Here is a 14,383-nt window from a genome sequence, read left to right as displayed (position 1 = left end):
ATCAGATTGTAATCATGCCCATCACAAAGCCTGAATTGACCCTGAAGTTGAAACCCATAGAGTGCGCCGGTCAAACCGGAGTCATATGATGGCAAAGCCTGCTTCCATTTTTACGCCTGTGCTGATCGCAGGTTGTTCTATCATGCTGATATCCTTTGCTATTAGGGCATCCTTTGGGGTCTTTCAGATACCCATTGCCGAAGAATTCGGCTGGCTGCGGTCGGAATTTTCGCTGGCAATCGCAATTCAGAACCTTGCCTGGGGCATCGGGCAGCCAATCTTTGGCGCTTTCGCCGAAAAAATGGGGGACCGAAAGGCCATCATCCTCGGCGCTTTGACCTATGCGGCGGGTCTGGTTCTGTCATCATTTGCAGTCACGCCGGAGGCGCATCAACTCTATGAAATCCTTGTAGGATTTGGGATCGCAGGCACTGGATTCGGGGTTATTCTGGCGGTGGTCGGACGGGCAAGCTCGGACGAGAACCGGTCCATGAGCCTTGCGATTGCCACGGCATCCGGGTCGGCGGGACAGGTCTTTGGGGCGCCGGTAGCCGAATATCTTCTGGGGCTGATGAACTGGCAAATGGTGTTTCTGGTTTTTGCCGCTACCATATTGGCGACATTGGCCTTTTTGCCGTTGATGCGGGCACCGGCGCGGGCCAGCAAGGCCGAATTAGAGGAAAGCATGGGCGCGATTCTTGGCAAAGCCTTTCGCGACCCGTCTTACACGTTGATTTTCCTTGGCTTTTTCAGCTGTGGCTATCAGCTGGGTTTCCTCACGGCCCACCTTCCGGCCTTTGTGACCGAGCTTTGCGGGCCGATTTCGCCGGGTGGGTTTTTGCATGGAATGGGGGTAACCAGCACGTCGGCCTTGGGGGCCATTGCAATTTCGCTGATTGGGGTGGCCAATATTGCGGGCACGCTGACAGCGGGTTGGCTGGGCAAGAGATACACAAAAAAGTATTTACTTGCAGGTATTTACTTGGGCCGGACGATTGTGGCAGCGGCGTTTATCATGAACCCGATCACGCCTGCGACGGTGCTTTTGTTTTCGGTGTCGATGGGTGCACTTTGGCTGGCAACGGTGCCGCTGACCAGCGGACTGATCGCGCATATATACGGGCTGCGCTATATGGGAACGCTATATGGAATTGTCTTTTTTTCCCACCAGTTAGGCAGTTTTCTGGGCGTCTGGTTGGGTGGCCGGCTGTATGATGTCTATGGTGATTACACGCTGGTCTGGTGGATTGGGGTGGGAATAGGTGCGTTCAGCGCGATTGTACATTTGCCAGTGCGCGAGCAGAAAATGAGCCCGGCCTAAAGACACCCTGCATGAACAGGACGCTCGCCTGCAGGTCCGTAAGGTTTGTATGCGGATTTTGTAAGGTGTGCGGAAATCTGCGGTCCTAGTCCTTCATCAGATCGCGCATCGCATGCAGCACCTCGTCGGTGTGCGTATAGGCCAGCTGATGACCGGCGTTTTCAATCACCTCTTGACGCGCGGCGCGGTTCCATTGCGCCAGTTTGCCCAGACCACTGATCGGGATCACGTCATCATCCTTGGCCCAGATCGCCAGCACGGGAACTTCTTCTTTGTTGATTTCCCTATGTTCCTCATCCTGGTCGTGATCAAGCGTACCTTTCAGCGACGCCAGAACAGCGGGTACAAATCCTCGGATACGCAATTCGTTCTGTTGCAGATCGACGATGTCCTCGATGCGGCTATCCAATTTCCGCTCGGCTTCGGTTGCCTTGCGAAAGGAGCGTTCGTAAAAAGCCAGCATCAGCCAATCGCCCAGCCAGCCCAGTTGCGTGACAATCCGGACCAGCGGGCCCAGATCGTGCCCCAGCCCGGCGGGCGCCAGAAGCACCAGATGACGCAGGCGCGCCGGGGACAAAGACGCAAAGGCCGTCACGATGGCACCCCCCATGGAATAGCCCAGCAGGGTGATTTCATCCTCGATACCCTGACTTTCCATTAACTCTTCCAGCTGGGTCACAAAAAACGCAGGATCCTGCGGGCCTTTGGGGCGATCCGAATAGCCCCGCCCGTAAAGATCATAGACCAGAACGCGAAAGCCCATGGCGGCTAGCCCCTCGGCGATTGGTCCCCAGACAAACGAGGGCGTGGTCAGGCCGTGGACACACACCGCCACCGGCCCGCGGGTACCGCCGAACCATTGGTAATGCGTCAGACCGCGCGAAAGCTGTTCAAATTCCCCCGGCGCGGACCGGCGCAGGGTGTCATCCATTTGCGGTTTCATCGCCTCGCGCACAAAAGGAGCCGCGATGACAATTGCGAGTATCAGCAAAAACCAGATCATTCTGCCCCCCTCCAAGCATCAAGGATATAGCGGCTGGTCATCAGATCCAGATGCGCGCCGCCCCCGTTTTTGAAAAGCGTGATCTCATCCGCGCTGTTGCGCCTGAATTTTTCAGGCTCGTAAAAATCTGCTACCAGATCGGCCCGCGCGATGGCACCCGTTTCAAGCGGGGTCTTGATTTCGCCGATGTGGTCTACAGTGGTATCGAAACTGTCGACAAAAACCCGCGCGCGCTGCATCGCGGTATCGTCGGCCTCGCGCATGTCAGAGCGGTAGGCACCTATCAGGTCGATATGCTGACCCGGCTGAAACCACTCGCCTTTGATAAGTGGTTCGGTCGACATGGTGGCCGACGTGACGATATCGGCGGATTTGATCGCGGTCTCGAGATCGTCTGCGACCTGCATGCCCGGACAATCCGCCGCCATCTTTTCAGCATTGTCACGGGTGCGGTTCCACAGGGTAAAGCGGGCCTCGGGGAATGCCGTGCGGTAGGCGCTCCACAGGCTGTGGCCGACGGTACCCGCACCCACAATCAGGATGTTTTCACTATCCGGTCGGGCCAGTCTTGTGGCAGCGTAGAGACTATCACCTGCGGTTTTCCATTTGGTTACAAGCTGGCCGTCCAGCACTGCATCAACCGTACCGTCGGTGTCAGAGAACAAAGTAACAGCACCGTGGATCAGCGGTTTGTCAGCGGCCGGATTACCGGGAAACACCGTGACGGATTTCACCGCAATGCCCATCCCGTCAATCCAGGCCGAGCGCGACAGCAGCGTATCGGGAGAACGATAAAGAAACGTATCACCAATCTCGGCCTTGGGCAGGGCGTGCCCATTGGCCAGGGCCTGGCACAGCGCCGTCCAGTCCAGATTCGCCTCGCCCTTTTCAAAAGGGATGATGGTGATGCTCATACAGCATTCTCCTTGATCAGCAGTCCGGAGCGGACCAGACATTGCGCCCAACCTTTGGCGCCATCAAACAAATGCACCTGCCAGCCACGGGCGATTGCAGTGTTGATATTGTCCGATCGGTCGTCGGTAAACAAAAGATGTTCGGGCGCGATGCCACAATCGGCCTCGACTGCGGCATAAATCGCCGGATCAGGTTTGATCCGGCCCATCTGGCCGGAAATGTAGTACCGGTCGAATTCACCCAGAAACGGGAACTGAACCCGGCTGCACGGAAAGTTCTGGACGCCAAAATTCGACAGGGCAAAGACCGGCACCTGAGCGGATTTCAAGGCACGCAACAAACGAACGGAATGCTCAATCGCCGGGCTGGCCAGCGCTGTCCAGTTATCCCGGAAATGGCGGATTTCAGCCTGCCAGTCGGGATGGTCGCATGCGGTTTCTTCGATAGTTTCTGCAAAGGGCGCACCGGCATCAATCCGGTCCATCATTGCAAAAAGATCCACCTGGGCGAATAGCTGCGCGCGACGCGTCTGTCCGATAAGCTGGTCGAAATACCGCTCGGGTTGCCATTCGATCAGCACATTGCCGATATCCCAGATCACGGCTTGCACCTTCATTGTCATCGCCTATCCCTTGCGCGTCGGTGCCGAGGCGGCAACCGGTTTGCCCTTGGCCGACTCGCGCCACAAAAGAAAAAGTCCCGAACCAAGGATCAGGGCGATTCCGATCCAGGCGGTCGGTGCGGGCCAGGTGCCAAATACGGTCACACCCCACATGATGGCGAGCGGCATCGAGACATATTCGAAAGGGGCGGCAAAGGCGGCTTCGGACAGGCGGTACGCCTGAGAGATGAAAAAGCCACCCAGCAGACCGCTGACGCCCAGCATGATCAGAAGCGGCCAGTCGCCCGGATCAATCGGGCCCCAGGCCCGAAAGAGGAATGCCAGTGCGGGGTGTTCGCTGCCGGCATAACGCCCGTCGCCCACTGACAACCCGATCAGTGAACTGGCCAGCAGGAACGTCAGCTGGATATAGATCGCCATCGTGGCTGCACTTTCGGTGCCACCGATCTTGCGGGCCATCATGTGCATGACGGCATAAAGCACAGCCGCCGCCATTGGAAAAAGCGAAGCGATCTGAAACGCCGAGGTGCCCGGTTTGATGATGATCAGAACCCCCAGAAACCCCACCGCAACCGCTGTCCAGCGAACCGGCCCAACCACTTCGCGCAGGAAGATCACGCCGAAGACAGTGATGACCAGCGGCGAGATGAAAAATACCGCAACCGCATCGGCAATGGGCATGGCCGACAGGCCCAGAAACAGAAAGCTGTTGGCCAGCACCACGCAGATACCCCGAATCAGATGTGCACCGGGGCGGCGGGTGCGCAACACGCGCAGGCCTCCGCTGAAAGGCATGATCAAGGCGCAGAACGTCAGGATTGCCACCGACGCCCGGATCAGCACGATCTGATGCAGCGCATAGTCATTGCTGAGAAATTTTATGCCCACGTCATTCAGCGAAAAGCACAAGACCGCCACAAGCGCAAAACCGGCACCAGTCAGGTTTGAGCGCTGTATGGATGTTGTGGTCATGAAAATCCGCTGTTCCAAAATGGTCACGCCACAAAAGGCCAGGCCCCGACGTTTGTAAACCCCGCAGCTCCGACAATCCGTACCCGACGTCGCTGAACCGGGTGTTGCAGTGATTACCGGGGCAGCGCTGGTGTCAGTCGAAACCGCGTAGTGCCGGTTGCATCAGCCTGACCGAGCCTGCCGGCGTCAAGTGGTCGTGATCCCGGTACCAGCTGTCCTGCGGATCGCCTGAATAACAAAACGCAGCGTCGCAGAACACCGTACGCGGGTCGAATACGGCAAGGTTGGGATGGAAGGTTTGCAGATCCCGGAGGATCTGATCCATTTCCCCGAGGCTGTCGTCGACGTCGCTGCGTGGCAGGCGTTGCGGACAATTGCCGAACCAGCCTGCGGCCCGCGTACTGCAATGGGCAGGATTTACCATCAATTCAGGGTTGTCACTTATCAGCAGAACTTTCTTGCCCGCTGCCAGCAGCTTGCCCACGGTTGCGCGCATCCCCTCCAGCAGCAGGGCCTGTCGGGTGTCGATTTCAGGCTGACTGAGATACGGGTCGTCATGCGCCCTTTGCTTCAGCAATTCCCAAACGCCATACCCGCTCAGCACCACTTTGCCGATCCCGTCATTCTCCAAAGTGTAGGCTAGGGATTTGTCGATGAAATCATCAGCGCACTGCATGAAGCCGTCATATTCTCGGCCCCCGGTCATCACCGGGAAACACCCCCCGCTGACAAAGATGATCGGATTTTCCGGGGACTCGGCTAGCGCGTCACGGATCCCCGATGCCAGATGCTGGGCATGACTGTCACCGATGACCGCCATCGTGGGCGCCACTCCCTTGGTCAGGATCGCGCATTTGCCACTGGCATGGTCCCATCCGCCCGAGGGGGGACAGTCTGTCCAGCCCTGCCATTGTGTCTTGAGGTCAAGCGCATCGACCGTCGGCCTTGGCAGTTCCAACAAGGCGTTGCCCACTGAGATAACGACGATGCTGGCGGCGACGGCGGTGATCAGCACCGATGAGACACGGAACCTTTTTCGGCGGAACGGCTGTTCTATAAAACGCCAGGTGAACCAAGCGAGAGCGAGTGCCACACCCGTGAGGCCCAGAAACAGATAGGAGCCCTGAGGCAGGCCAAAGAGATAACGGGAGAAAACGAAAAGCGGCTGGTGCCACAGATATATGCTGTAGGAAACCAGCCCGATCCAGACGCAGACCTTCAGGTTCAGGACGCGGTGCACAAGGGTTCCTGGCACCGCAAAAAGGATGATCAGGGCGGCCCCCACTGTCGGCAGCAGCGCATAAAGGCTTGGAAACGGGGTACGCTCATCAAAACTGACCACCGCAAAGGCGATCGCCAGCAACCCGAGCATCGAAAACAGGTTGCTGCGCTCACGGCCCGCGGCAACCTGTTCGCCCCGCAGGAGGAACGCCGCGAAGCTGCCGATCAGAAGTTCCCAACTGCGGGTGTGCAGCAGAAAGTAGGTTGCAGGTCGATACACGTAAGCGCCCCATTGGGCGAGGCCGAGGCTGATTACGAAGAGAGTGGCCAGGACCGTCAACACCGATCGGGTGCCGAACCGCCACAGGCCCATCAGCAGCAGCGGGAAGAGGATGTAGAACTGCTCTTCGACGGCAAGGCTCCAGGTGTGGAGCAGCGGCTTGAGCTCGGCCATGGTGTCGAAATAACCGCTCTGGAGCCAGAACAGGATGTTTGACGAAAAAAAGCCGACTGCCATGACGCTTTGCAGGAACTCGGACAGGCCCCGGGGCAGAAGTATGAACCAGGCGACAGGGATCGAACAGACCAGTACGAAGAACAGCGTCGGCAGGATGCGTCTGGCGCGTCGGTCATAGAACCCGGCCAGGCTGAACCGGTCGGCGCTGAGTTCTTCGAGAATGAGGCTGGTGATCAGGTAGCCACTGATGACGAAAAAGACATCGACACCGACAAAGCCACCACCGAAGGGTTTGAAACCCGCATGAAAAAAGACCACCGGCAGCACCGCCACGGCGCGCAGCCCGTCGATTTCAGCACGATATCTCAAAGCAACTTTTCCTTGAAGGTCACCGGACATAATCGTTGAATCTTGCTTTAACAACTGGAAGGTGTTTTCTCAAGCCCGGGCCGGTAAAGCCCAGGGCCGATGTGGCGTGCCGTTGCATTGCCCGCAGTCCGGGAGTCGTCAGAGCCGTTTGGCCGCGCGGATGGTCCTTTCAAGTGCATCCAGGAAACGCGAGCGGTCGGCCTTGGTAAAGCCGCGGCCCCCCCCCTGCCGAAATGGATCGGCGGCGCGCAGGTCGGTCATCAGATCACGGGTCGCCAGCACGTTGCCGATATTGGCGGCGGTCAGCGCCTCGCCGTTGTGTTTCAGCACCTGCGCGCCCGCCTCGACACATCTGGCGGCCAACGGAATATCCCCGGTGATGACCACGTCACCCTGCCCGGCACGTTCTGCGATCCACATGTCAGCCACGTCGGGGCCGTCGGGCACAATAACGGTCTCGACAAGGGGGTTTTGCGAAGGACGCAGGCCCCCGTTTGAGACGATGAACATCTGCAAGCCATGGCGGGTACCAACCTTTTCAACCTCGGATTTGACCGGGCAGGCATCAGCATCAACGTAAATGGCCATGGTGTTTCTTTCCGGGTCAGGCGGCATGCGATTTTTCTGCGAAAAATCGTGGTCAGGCTTTCACTTTTTTGCTGCGCTTCACTTTGAATTCTTCGGGAATTGGCATGCGGTTGAACGCGTCCAGCCCCGCAATTTTATAGGCCTCGGCCAAGGTCGGATAGTTGAAGGTGTTCTGCACGAAATAATCCACGGTGCCTTTCAGATTCAGCACCGCCTGGGCGATGTGGATCAGTTCGGTTGCACCTTCGCCCACGATCTGCACCCCAAGCACCCGGCGGGTCTTGAGCGAAAACAGCATCTTCAGAAGTCCGTGTTCCAGCCCCATGATATGGCCTCGCGAAGTTTCACGGAAGCGCGCGACACCCACTTCGTAGGGTATACCGCGGTCCTGCATCTCTTCTTCGGACATGCCGCAGGTGGAAATTTCGGGCACCGAATAGATGCCGTAGGGATACCAGGGACTTTCCTCGAGCGTTGGCACGTTAAGTGCGTGACAGGCGGCAACACGGCCCTGCTGGATCGCGGTTGATGCAAGGCTGGGATGGCCGATCACATCGCCTGCGGCATAGATATGCGGCACGGAAGTCTGATAGGTTTTACGATCCACTTCAATGCGGCCACGATGATCGGTTTCCAGACTGATCGCAGGCAAATTCAGGCTGGATGTGGCGCCCATCCTCCCGGCTGCGAACAACAGCATTTCACTGCGTACATGGCGGCCATTGCCCATGGTCACCTCGACATGTTCGCCAGCATCCTCGATCTTTTCAATGGGTGACCCGAGACGCAGATCGACACCGTTTTCGCGGATCTGATGGGTGAAATCCTGAATCAGCGTGCGGTCGATGAAATCCAGAAAGCTGTCGCGCGGCTCGATCAGCGTGACCCGCACATCCAGAGCCGAGAACATGGTGGCATATTCAACTCCGATGACGCCCGCACCGACCACAACCAGACTGCGCGGGATCTGGGCCAGTTCAAGAAACTCGTCGCTGTCGACGACGGTGCGGCCGTTAAATGGTACGTAATCGGGCCGATAGGTTTTGGTGCCGGTCGAGATCAGGAAATTATCTGCGGTCAGATTGGTGGTTTCACCTGCCTCGGTGGCCACTTCAATGGAATTGGGCCCGGTGAACTTGGCCAGACCCAGAAGGGTATCGACATGGTTGCGGTTGAACTGATGCTCAAGCACGTCCACCTCGTAATCCAGCGTCTTGTGCAGTCGCGCCTTGAGGTCTTGTGCCTCGATATCCTCTTTGACGCGGTAGGACCGGCCATAAAAGCTGCGTTCCCGCCAGCCCGAAAGGTTCAGCACCGTTTCGCGCAGGGTTTTCGACGGAATTGTACCGGTGTGCACCGAGACCCCGCCCAGCCGGTCCTTTTTATCCACGACCAGAACCCGACGTTTCAACTTGCCGGCCTGAATGGCGGCGGACCGGCCCGAGGGGCCCGAGCCGATGATGATCAGATCGTAATGACTCATGGTTTACTCCGAATAGAGCGCTTCAGCGTGGAAGGTGACGTGATCTTCCATGAAGGTCGAGATGAAGAAATAGCTGTGGTCGTAGCCCGGCTGCATCCGCAGAGTGGCCTGTTGACGGCGGGCGATTGTGGCCTCGGACAGGGCCTCGGGCCGCAGCAGGTCAATGAACTGATCCGCTGTGCCGGTATCAACCAGAAGCGGGCCGTCAAACCCCACCTCGCGCATCAGCATACTGGCGTCATGGGCGACCCATTTTGCCTCATCATTGCCCAGATAGGCGCCCAGCTGTTTGCGGCCCCAATCCGACTGTGTCGGGTTCGAGATCGGCGCAAAGGCCGAAACCGAACGGAACCGCCCCGGCAGGCCCATCGCCAGCGTCAGCGCGCCGTGCCCGCCCATGGAATGGCCGGTGATGGCCTGACGCTCTTCATCAACCGAAAAGTTGCGGGTGATCAGGGTGGGCAGTTCGTCCGCCAGATAATCCCACATGCGGAAATGCGGCGCCCAGGGGTCTTGGGTGGCATTGACGTAAAATCCGGCGCCCTGGCCCAGATCATAAGCGTCGTCATCGGCCACGCCTTCGCCGCGCGGCGAGGTGTCGGGGAAGACCAGCGCGATGCCCTGTTCGGCTGCCCAGCCCTGTGCTCCGGCTTTGGTCATAGCGTTTTCATGGGTGCAGGTCAGGCCACTGAGGTACCACAGCACCGGCACGGGGCCATCCTTGGCTTCTTCCGGCAGGAACAGACCAAAGGTCATGTCACAACTGCAGGCGTCAGATTTATGAGTGTAGACACCCTGCACGCCGCCAAAGCAGATGTTTTCTGAAACGGTTTCCATGATCAAATCCTTCTGGTGTTCGGCCTAGCTGCACACTGTCTAACAATCTGTCGGCGTTTGCGAAACGCCAAAACCGACACCCGGAGCCAAGTGAAGGCAATCGGAGACTTTTATTTTAAAGATGAAAACGGCGCTTGGATGCTGGAAATGTTGAAAACCCATGATTTGCGGTCACTGGATTACATTCGTGCGAAATGGGTGCCGACTTTTCAGTACAGAGCGCTGACCCAGCCGATCACAAGCGATACGGTCAACACAGCCATAGCGGTCGAGATCAGGATAGACGCCGAAACCCGTTGCGGCGCGACGCCGTAGTGCTGCGCAAGGATATAGACGTTTCCAGCCACCGGCAGTGAGGCAGCCGCGATCATCACTGCGGCCGGGTAGGCCGCTATCGGGAAGATATAAAGGGCGGACAACGCGACAAAACCCGGATGCAGCACCAGTTTGCAGAACGACAGCCAGCCGGCAACAAACGGTCGCTCGGCCGATTTTGATGCCAGCGATGCACCGATGGCAAAAAGCGCACCGGGGGTGGCGGCGGCACCAAGGATCGTCAAAAAATCGTTCATCGGCGCGGGGATGGGCAGGCTAAGACCTGACCACGCAAGACCCAGAACGATGCTGACAATCATCGGGTTTTTCAACAGGCCAAGCCCCACGGTGCGCAGAATGGCGAAACTCATCCTGCCATCGCGCGAGCCGGTCACAAGGACCACGATCAAAGAGCTGAAAACTATCAGATCAACGGACAGCATCAGCATCACAGGCCCGATTGCAGCCTCGCCCATCAGCATCGCCAGCATCGGCAGCCCCAGGAAACCGACATTCCCGATCACGGCACACTGCGCCTCAATTGCCGCCTCTTCGATGCTGACGCCACGAAGAAAGGCCACAAGGGTGGCGATGCCATAGACAAATCCGGTGGCCCAGAGGTAAGCAAAGATGAAACGCCAGTCGAATACCTCGGACAGCGAAAGGTTGGCGGCAAATCGAAAAATCATCGCAGACAGGGCAAAATAGAAAACGAATTTGGTCAGCCATGCCGTGGCCTCTTCGTTGAAAAACCCGGTCTTACCAGCGCCGTATCCCAGCCCGATGATCAGAAAAAACGGTAACGTCTGAAGAAATATGTCCAGCATCAAAACTTGGTAGCAGCTTCTTCCCCGCCGTCAATTGGCAAGCGCCCTTGTTTGCAGAATTCAATGGAAAAGAACGCCCGGTACACCTGTATCTTCTTGCCCCAGACATCCCCGCCGTAGGTGCCTAGCCGCTGCCGATAAACACCCCGGCCGCGAAAACCAGCGCCCCGCCCAGAACCACCTGAAAGGCCGCGCGAAAGAATGGGGTTTCCATGAATTTGTTCTGTATCCAGGCAATGGCCCAAAGCTCGATAAACACCACGATGAAAGCAATGACTGTCGCGGTCCAGAAATCGGTGATCAGGTAAGGCAGGGCGTGGCCCAGGCCCCCTACTGTGGTCATGATCCCACTGGCAAAGCCGCGTTTAACGGGTGATCCACGGCCAGAAAGCTCGCCGTCGTCACTGGCAGCTTCGGTAAAGCCCATCGAGATCCCGGCACCAACCGAGGCGGCCAGTCCGACCAGAAAAGTGGTCCAGGTGTCATGTGTGGCAAAGGCGGTCGCAAAAATCGGCGCCAGCGTCGACACCGAACCATCCATCAGCCCGGCCAATCCCGGCTGCACCCATGTCAGCACAAATTGCCGATGAGAGGTGCGCGCCTCGGCATCCTTGGCGTTCTCATCCAGATGTTCTGCCTCAAGCTCTCCGGCGCGGTGCTGATGGCCCGCCTCGGCAGCCGCCAAATCGCCCAAAAGTTTCCGCGTCGCGGAGTCGCTCGTACGTTGCGCGGCCTTCAGATAGAAAGCTTCTGCATCGCTTTCCATCGCTTCAGCTTCGGCGCGGATACGTTCGATTCCCAGGTTTTCTATCAGCCATATGGGGCGACGGGCATAGAATCCGGCCACATGCTCGCGGCGGATCAGCGGGATGACCTTGCCAAAACGCGCTTCGTGCAGGTCGATCAGCCTTTGCCGGTGGTCATCTTCTTCCACCGCCATGCCTTCGAATACCCTGGCGGTGTCCGGAAAATCTGCGCGAAGCCTTTCGGCATAGCTGCGATAGATACGCGCATCATCTTCTTCCGAGGAAATGGCCAGACCAAGCAGCTCTTGTTCGCTGAGGTCTTTGAACCGTCGGCGGGACGTGACACCGGGAATCATGAGTTCGGCTCCTTTGTCAGAAGAGTACTGAATTAGCAGATGGGGCCCACTGCGCAAGGCCACTCATATTTGCATATCTGATATTCAAAAAAGTAAACTATTCGGTTTAGTTTTGATCTTGAAATCTAAACCGAATAGTTTACTTATCAAATTATGAACTGATTAGTTCAGATTGGAGACAGATATGAAACCCATCCTGACCGCCCTCGTTCTTTTGCTAAGTGTTGCCCCTGCGTATAGCATGAACATTGACAGCATAACCCCTGTGCTGACCTTCCCCGAACCGGAACCTCAGCCGGCGACGAAAGACGCAGACGGGATAAACAAATAGCCCTTGGTCATGATGCAGGCGGGTACGCCCTGCCTGCATCACACGCAGATGTGCTTGCGGGACCCATGCCGAGACGACTAGACTATGTAGGCTCACGGGGAGAACTCGCATGACGGCGATTGCCGCAGAAATCAAAAAAGGCCGCAAATTCGATCAGGTGGTGGAAGGTGCGCGCAGGATATTCATGCGGGATGGCTTTGAAGGCGCCAGTGTCGATGAGATAGCCCGCGCAGCCGAGGTATCAAAAGCCACGCTTTACAGCTATTTCCCCGACAAGCGGCTGCTGTTTTCGGAGGTGGCCCGGCTGGAGTGCAACCGTCAAGCACAAGAGGCGTTGTCGGTGATTGGCGCAGACGCCCCGATAGAAGAGGTGCTGCACGAAGCGGCTGACCGAATTGTCCGGTTTTTCCTGTCGGACTTCGGGCAACAGGTTTTTCGCATTTGCGTCTCGGAATCTCATCGTTTTCCAGAACTTGGCTGCAAGTTTTACGAATCCGGCCCTGCGCTGTTGCGCAAACGGTTGGGCACCCTGCTTGAAATTTACATCGCGCGAGGAGATCTGAAAATCGCCGATGTGGATCTGGCCGCCAACCAGTTTGGCGAGCTATGCAAAAGCGACCTGTTCGTGCGCAGCCTTTGCGGCGTGGCAAAAGACGTGTCCGAGACTGATATTGAACGCGTCGTAAACGGCGCTGTCGAAATGTTTTTGGCCCGCTACCGCGCCTGAAAGAAAAAGGCGCCCAAGATGGGCGCCCTTATTTTTCTTTTCAAAATCCGGTTCTGAACTGGTCAGGTCGGACTCATGCCGCGCAGCCGCTCGGATCGTCTGCGTAACAGTTCAACCGTGGTCAGCAGCGCGATTGAGATAATCACAAGGATAGTGGCCACCGCCAGGATCGTCGGGCTGATCTGTTCGCGCAGACCCGTGAACATCTGCCAAGGCAGGGTTTTCTGGCTGGCTGAACCGACAAACAAAACCACCACAACCTCGTCAAACGACGTGATGAAAGCGAACAGGCCCCCTGAAATTACACCGGGCAGGATCAGCGGCATCTGTATCTTGAAGAAGGTTGTCACAGGATCAGCACCCATATTGGCCGCCGCCCGTGTCAACGAGCGATCAAAGCCGACCAGCGTCGCCGTCACCGTGATGATCACAAACGGGATACCCAGAACCGCGTGGGCCAGCACCACCTTGATGTAACCAACAAGGTTTTTATCCAGCCCAAGCGTACCTTCCATGAAGTTGCCGACTTTTGAGTAGAAAAAGAACATGCCCGTGGCCGAGATGATCAGCGGCACGATCATCGGTGAGATCAAAACAGCCATGATTGCCCGGCGAAACGGTACATGCGACTGGCTAAGCCCGATCGCGGCCAAAGTACCCAGAGACACCGAAATCATCGTCGCAATCGGCGCGATGATCAACGAGTTCTTGAAGGATCTCTGCCATTCGTTGCTATTCCAGAAATCCTTGTAGTGCTTAAGCGAAAAGCCTTCAGGATCCAGGCTCAGCATCTCGGGCGTGAAGGTAAAGAAATCTTCGGCGTTAAAGCTGAGTGGTAGCACCACCAGGATCGGGGTAATCAGAAAGATAAAGATCGCGGCACAGATCGCCCGGAACCCATAGTGCCAGAGCACCTGATTTGATGTCAGATAGGTGGGCAGGCCTCTGCGGTATTGGCGCAGATGCACCCAGAAGATCAACCGCGCTGCGACGACACCAAAAATGATCCCAAACAGCGCGCCACCAGAACTGCCTAGCGACAGACCAATCGCGGCACCAAGCAAGGCACTTACGATCATTGCCGGGCGGGCCGTATCAAACAGTGAAATCAGCGCAAAGGCAAAACCAATCGCCAACCCGGAACCAGCCCCGACCGTCAGCAGAAACTCGGAAAAGTCAGAGGCGGTTGAAACGCCCGCAACAAAGGCGATCGCAGCCACCAGAAGCCCCACCAGTGACAGGGTGAAGGGAAGCGAAACGGGTACGGTGATATTATCCAATGTGTTTGCCATC

13 protein-coding genes are annotated in these 14,383 nt (G+C 57.2%); 2 read left to right on the top strand and 11 right to left on the bottom strand.

Going from position 1 to position 14,383, the window contains the following annotated elements:
* Positions 1-88 precede the first annotated feature (88 nt).
* The gene (locus tag PEL8287_RS03780; protein ID WP_085891459.1) at positions 89-1,321 is read left to right on the top strand and encodes an MFS transporter; all 1,233 of its coding nucleotides are present in this window, start codon (positions 89-91) and stop codon (positions 1,319-1,321) included.
* 85 nt (positions 1,322-1,406) lie between these two features.
* On the opposite strand, the gene PEL8287_RS03775 is transcribed toward PEL8287_RS03780, so the two are convergent.
* The 10 genes from PEL8287_RS03775 to mbfA all read right to left on the bottom strand — a co-directional run bounded on the left by PEL8287_RS03775 (position 1,407) and on the right by mbfA (position 12,032).
* Positions 1,407-2,324 (bottom strand): alpha/beta fold hydrolase, encoded by a 918-nt coding sequence (locus tag PEL8287_RS03775; RefSeq protein ID WP_085891045.1) that lies wholly within the window; start codon positions 2,322-2,324, stop codon positions 1,407-1,409.
* Positions 2,321-3,238: an ornithine cyclodeaminase family protein gene (locus tag PEL8287_RS03770; protein WP_085891044.1), complete on the bottom strand. Its 918-nt coding sequence runs from the start codon at positions 3,236-3,238 to the stop codon at positions 2,321-2,323. The genes PEL8287_RS03775 and PEL8287_RS03770 overlap by 4 nt, the downstream gene beginning before the upstream one ends.
* Positions 3,235-3,855 (bottom strand): HAD family hydrolase, encoded by a 621-nt coding sequence (locus tag PEL8287_RS03765; protein ID WP_085891458.1) that lies wholly within the window; start codon positions 3,853-3,855, stop codon positions 3,235-3,237. The genes PEL8287_RS03770 and PEL8287_RS03765 overlap by 4 nt, the downstream gene beginning before the upstream one ends.
* A 9-nt stretch (positions 3,856-3,864) precedes the next feature.
* A complete protein-coding gene (locus PEL8287_RS03760) occupies positions 3,865-4,833 on the bottom strand; it encodes a DMT family transporter (RefSeq protein ID WP_085891043.1) in 969 nt (322 codons plus the stop codon).
* A gap of 133 nt (positions 4,834-4,966) precedes the next feature.
* Positions 4,967-6,880 (bottom strand): acyltransferase family protein, encoded by a 1,914-nt coding sequence (locus PEL8287_RS03755; RefSeq protein WP_085891457.1) that lies wholly within the window; start codon positions 6,878-6,880, stop codon positions 4,967-4,969.
* A gap of 138 nt (positions 6,881-7,018) precedes the next feature.
* Positions 7,019-7,468, bottom strand: coding sequence for a YaiI/YqxD family protein (locus PEL8287_RS03750; RefSeq protein WP_085891456.1), 450 nt, complete (start codon positions 7,466-7,468; stop codon positions 7,019-7,021).
* Positions 7,469-7,520: 52 nt separating this feature from the next.
* Complete coding sequence (sthA, locus tag PEL8287_RS03745) at positions 7,521-8,951, bottom strand: Si-specific NAD(P)(+) transhydrogenase (RefSeq protein WP_085891042.1); 1,431 nt, start codon at positions 8,949-8,951, stop codon at positions 7,521-7,523.
* Positions 8,952-8,954: 3 nt separating this feature from the next.
* A complete protein-coding gene (gene fghA, locus PEL8287_RS03740; RefSeq protein ID WP_085891041.1) occupies positions 8,955-9,788 on the bottom strand; it encodes an S-formylglutathione hydrolase in 834 nt (277 codons plus the stop codon).
* 209 nt (positions 9,789-9,997) lie between these two features.
* The gene (locus PEL8287_RS03735) at positions 9,998-10,930 is read right to left on the bottom strand and encodes an AEC family transporter (RefSeq protein ID WP_085891040.1); all 933 of its coding nucleotides are present in this window, start codon (positions 10,928-10,930) and stop codon (positions 9,998-10,000) included.
* Positions 10,931-11,054: 124 nt separating this feature from the next.
* Complete coding sequence (gene mbfA, locus PEL8287_RS03730; RefSeq protein ID WP_085891039.1) at positions 11,055-12,032, bottom strand: iron exporter MbfA; 978 nt, start codon at positions 12,030-12,032, stop codon at positions 11,055-11,057.
* Positions 12,033-12,472: 440 nt separating this feature from the next.
* On the opposite strand from mbfA, the gene PEL8287_RS03725 reads away from it, so the two are divergent.
* Entirely contained in the window at positions 12,473-13,090 is a 618-nt protein-coding gene (locus PEL8287_RS03725) for a TetR/AcrR family transcriptional regulator (RefSeq protein WP_085891038.1), read from the top strand.
* A gap of 62 nt (positions 13,091-13,152) precedes the next feature.
* Here PEL8287_RS03725 and PEL8287_RS03720 read toward each other — a convergent pair whose 3' ends face one another.
* On the bottom strand, positions 13,153-14,382 hold the full coding sequence (locus PEL8287_RS03720) for an ABC transporter permease (protein ID WP_085891037.1): 1,230 nt from the start codon (positions 14,380-14,382) through the stop codon (positions 13,153-13,155).
* Position 14,383 lies beyond the last annotated feature (1 nt).

Source organism: Roseovarius litorisediminis (genome assembly GCF_900172295.1).
GTDB lineage: Bacteria > Pseudomonadota > Alphaproteobacteria > Rhodobacterales > Rhodobacteraceae > Roseovarius > Roseovarius litorisediminis.
Note: the sequence above shows the minus strand (reverse complement) of the source record. Positions and strands in the feature narration are given on the sequence as shown.

Excerpts from the sequence above, each read along its gene's own strand:
- PEL8287_RS03780 (WP_085891459.1), top strand. The coding sequence starts at position 89 with ATGGCAAAGCCTGCTTCCATTTTTACGCCTGTGCTGATCGCAGGTTGT.
- PEL8287_RS03775 (WP_085891045.1), bottom strand. The coding sequence starts at position 2,324 with ATGATCTGGTTTTTGCTGATACTCGCAATTGTCATCGCGGCTCCTTTT.
- PEL8287_RS03770 (WP_085891044.1), bottom strand. The coding sequence starts at position 3,238 with ATGAGCATCACCATCATCCCTTTTGAAAAGGGCGAGGCGAATCTGGAC.
- PEL8287_RS03765 (WP_085891458.1), bottom strand. The coding sequence starts at position 3,855 with ATGAAGGTGCAAGCCGTGATCTGGGATATCGGCAATGTGCTGATCGAA.
- PEL8287_RS03760 (WP_085891043.1), bottom strand. The coding sequence starts at position 4,833 with ATGACCACAACATCCATACAGCGCTCAAACCTGACTGGTGCCGGTTTT.
- PEL8287_RS03750 (WP_085891456.1), bottom strand. The coding sequence starts at position 7,468 with ATGGCCATTTACGTTGATGCTGATGCCTGCCCGGTCAAATCCGAGGTT.
- sthA (WP_085891042.1), bottom strand. The coding sequence starts at position 8,951 with ATGAGTCATTACGATCTGATCATCATCGGCTCGGGCCCCTCGGGCCGG.
- fghA (WP_085891041.1), bottom strand. The coding sequence starts at position 9,788 with ATGGAAACCGTTTCAGAAAACATCTGCTTTGGCGGCGTGCAGGGTGTC.
- PEL8287_RS03735 (WP_085891040.1), bottom strand. The coding sequence starts at position 10,930 with ATGCTGGACATATTTCTTCAGACGTTACCGTTTTTTCTGATCATCGGG.
- mbfA (WP_085891039.1), bottom strand. The coding sequence starts at position 12,032 with ATGATTCCCGGTGTCACGTCCCGCCGACGGTTCAAAGACCTCAGCGAA.
- PEL8287_RS03725 (WP_085891038.1), top strand. The coding sequence starts at position 12,473 with ATGACGGCGATTGCCGCAGAAATCAAAAAAGGCCGCAAATTCGATCAG.
- PEL8287_RS03720 (WP_085891037.1), bottom strand. The coding sequence starts at position 14,382 with ATGGCAAACACATTGGATAATATCACCGTACCCGTTTCGCTTCCCTTC.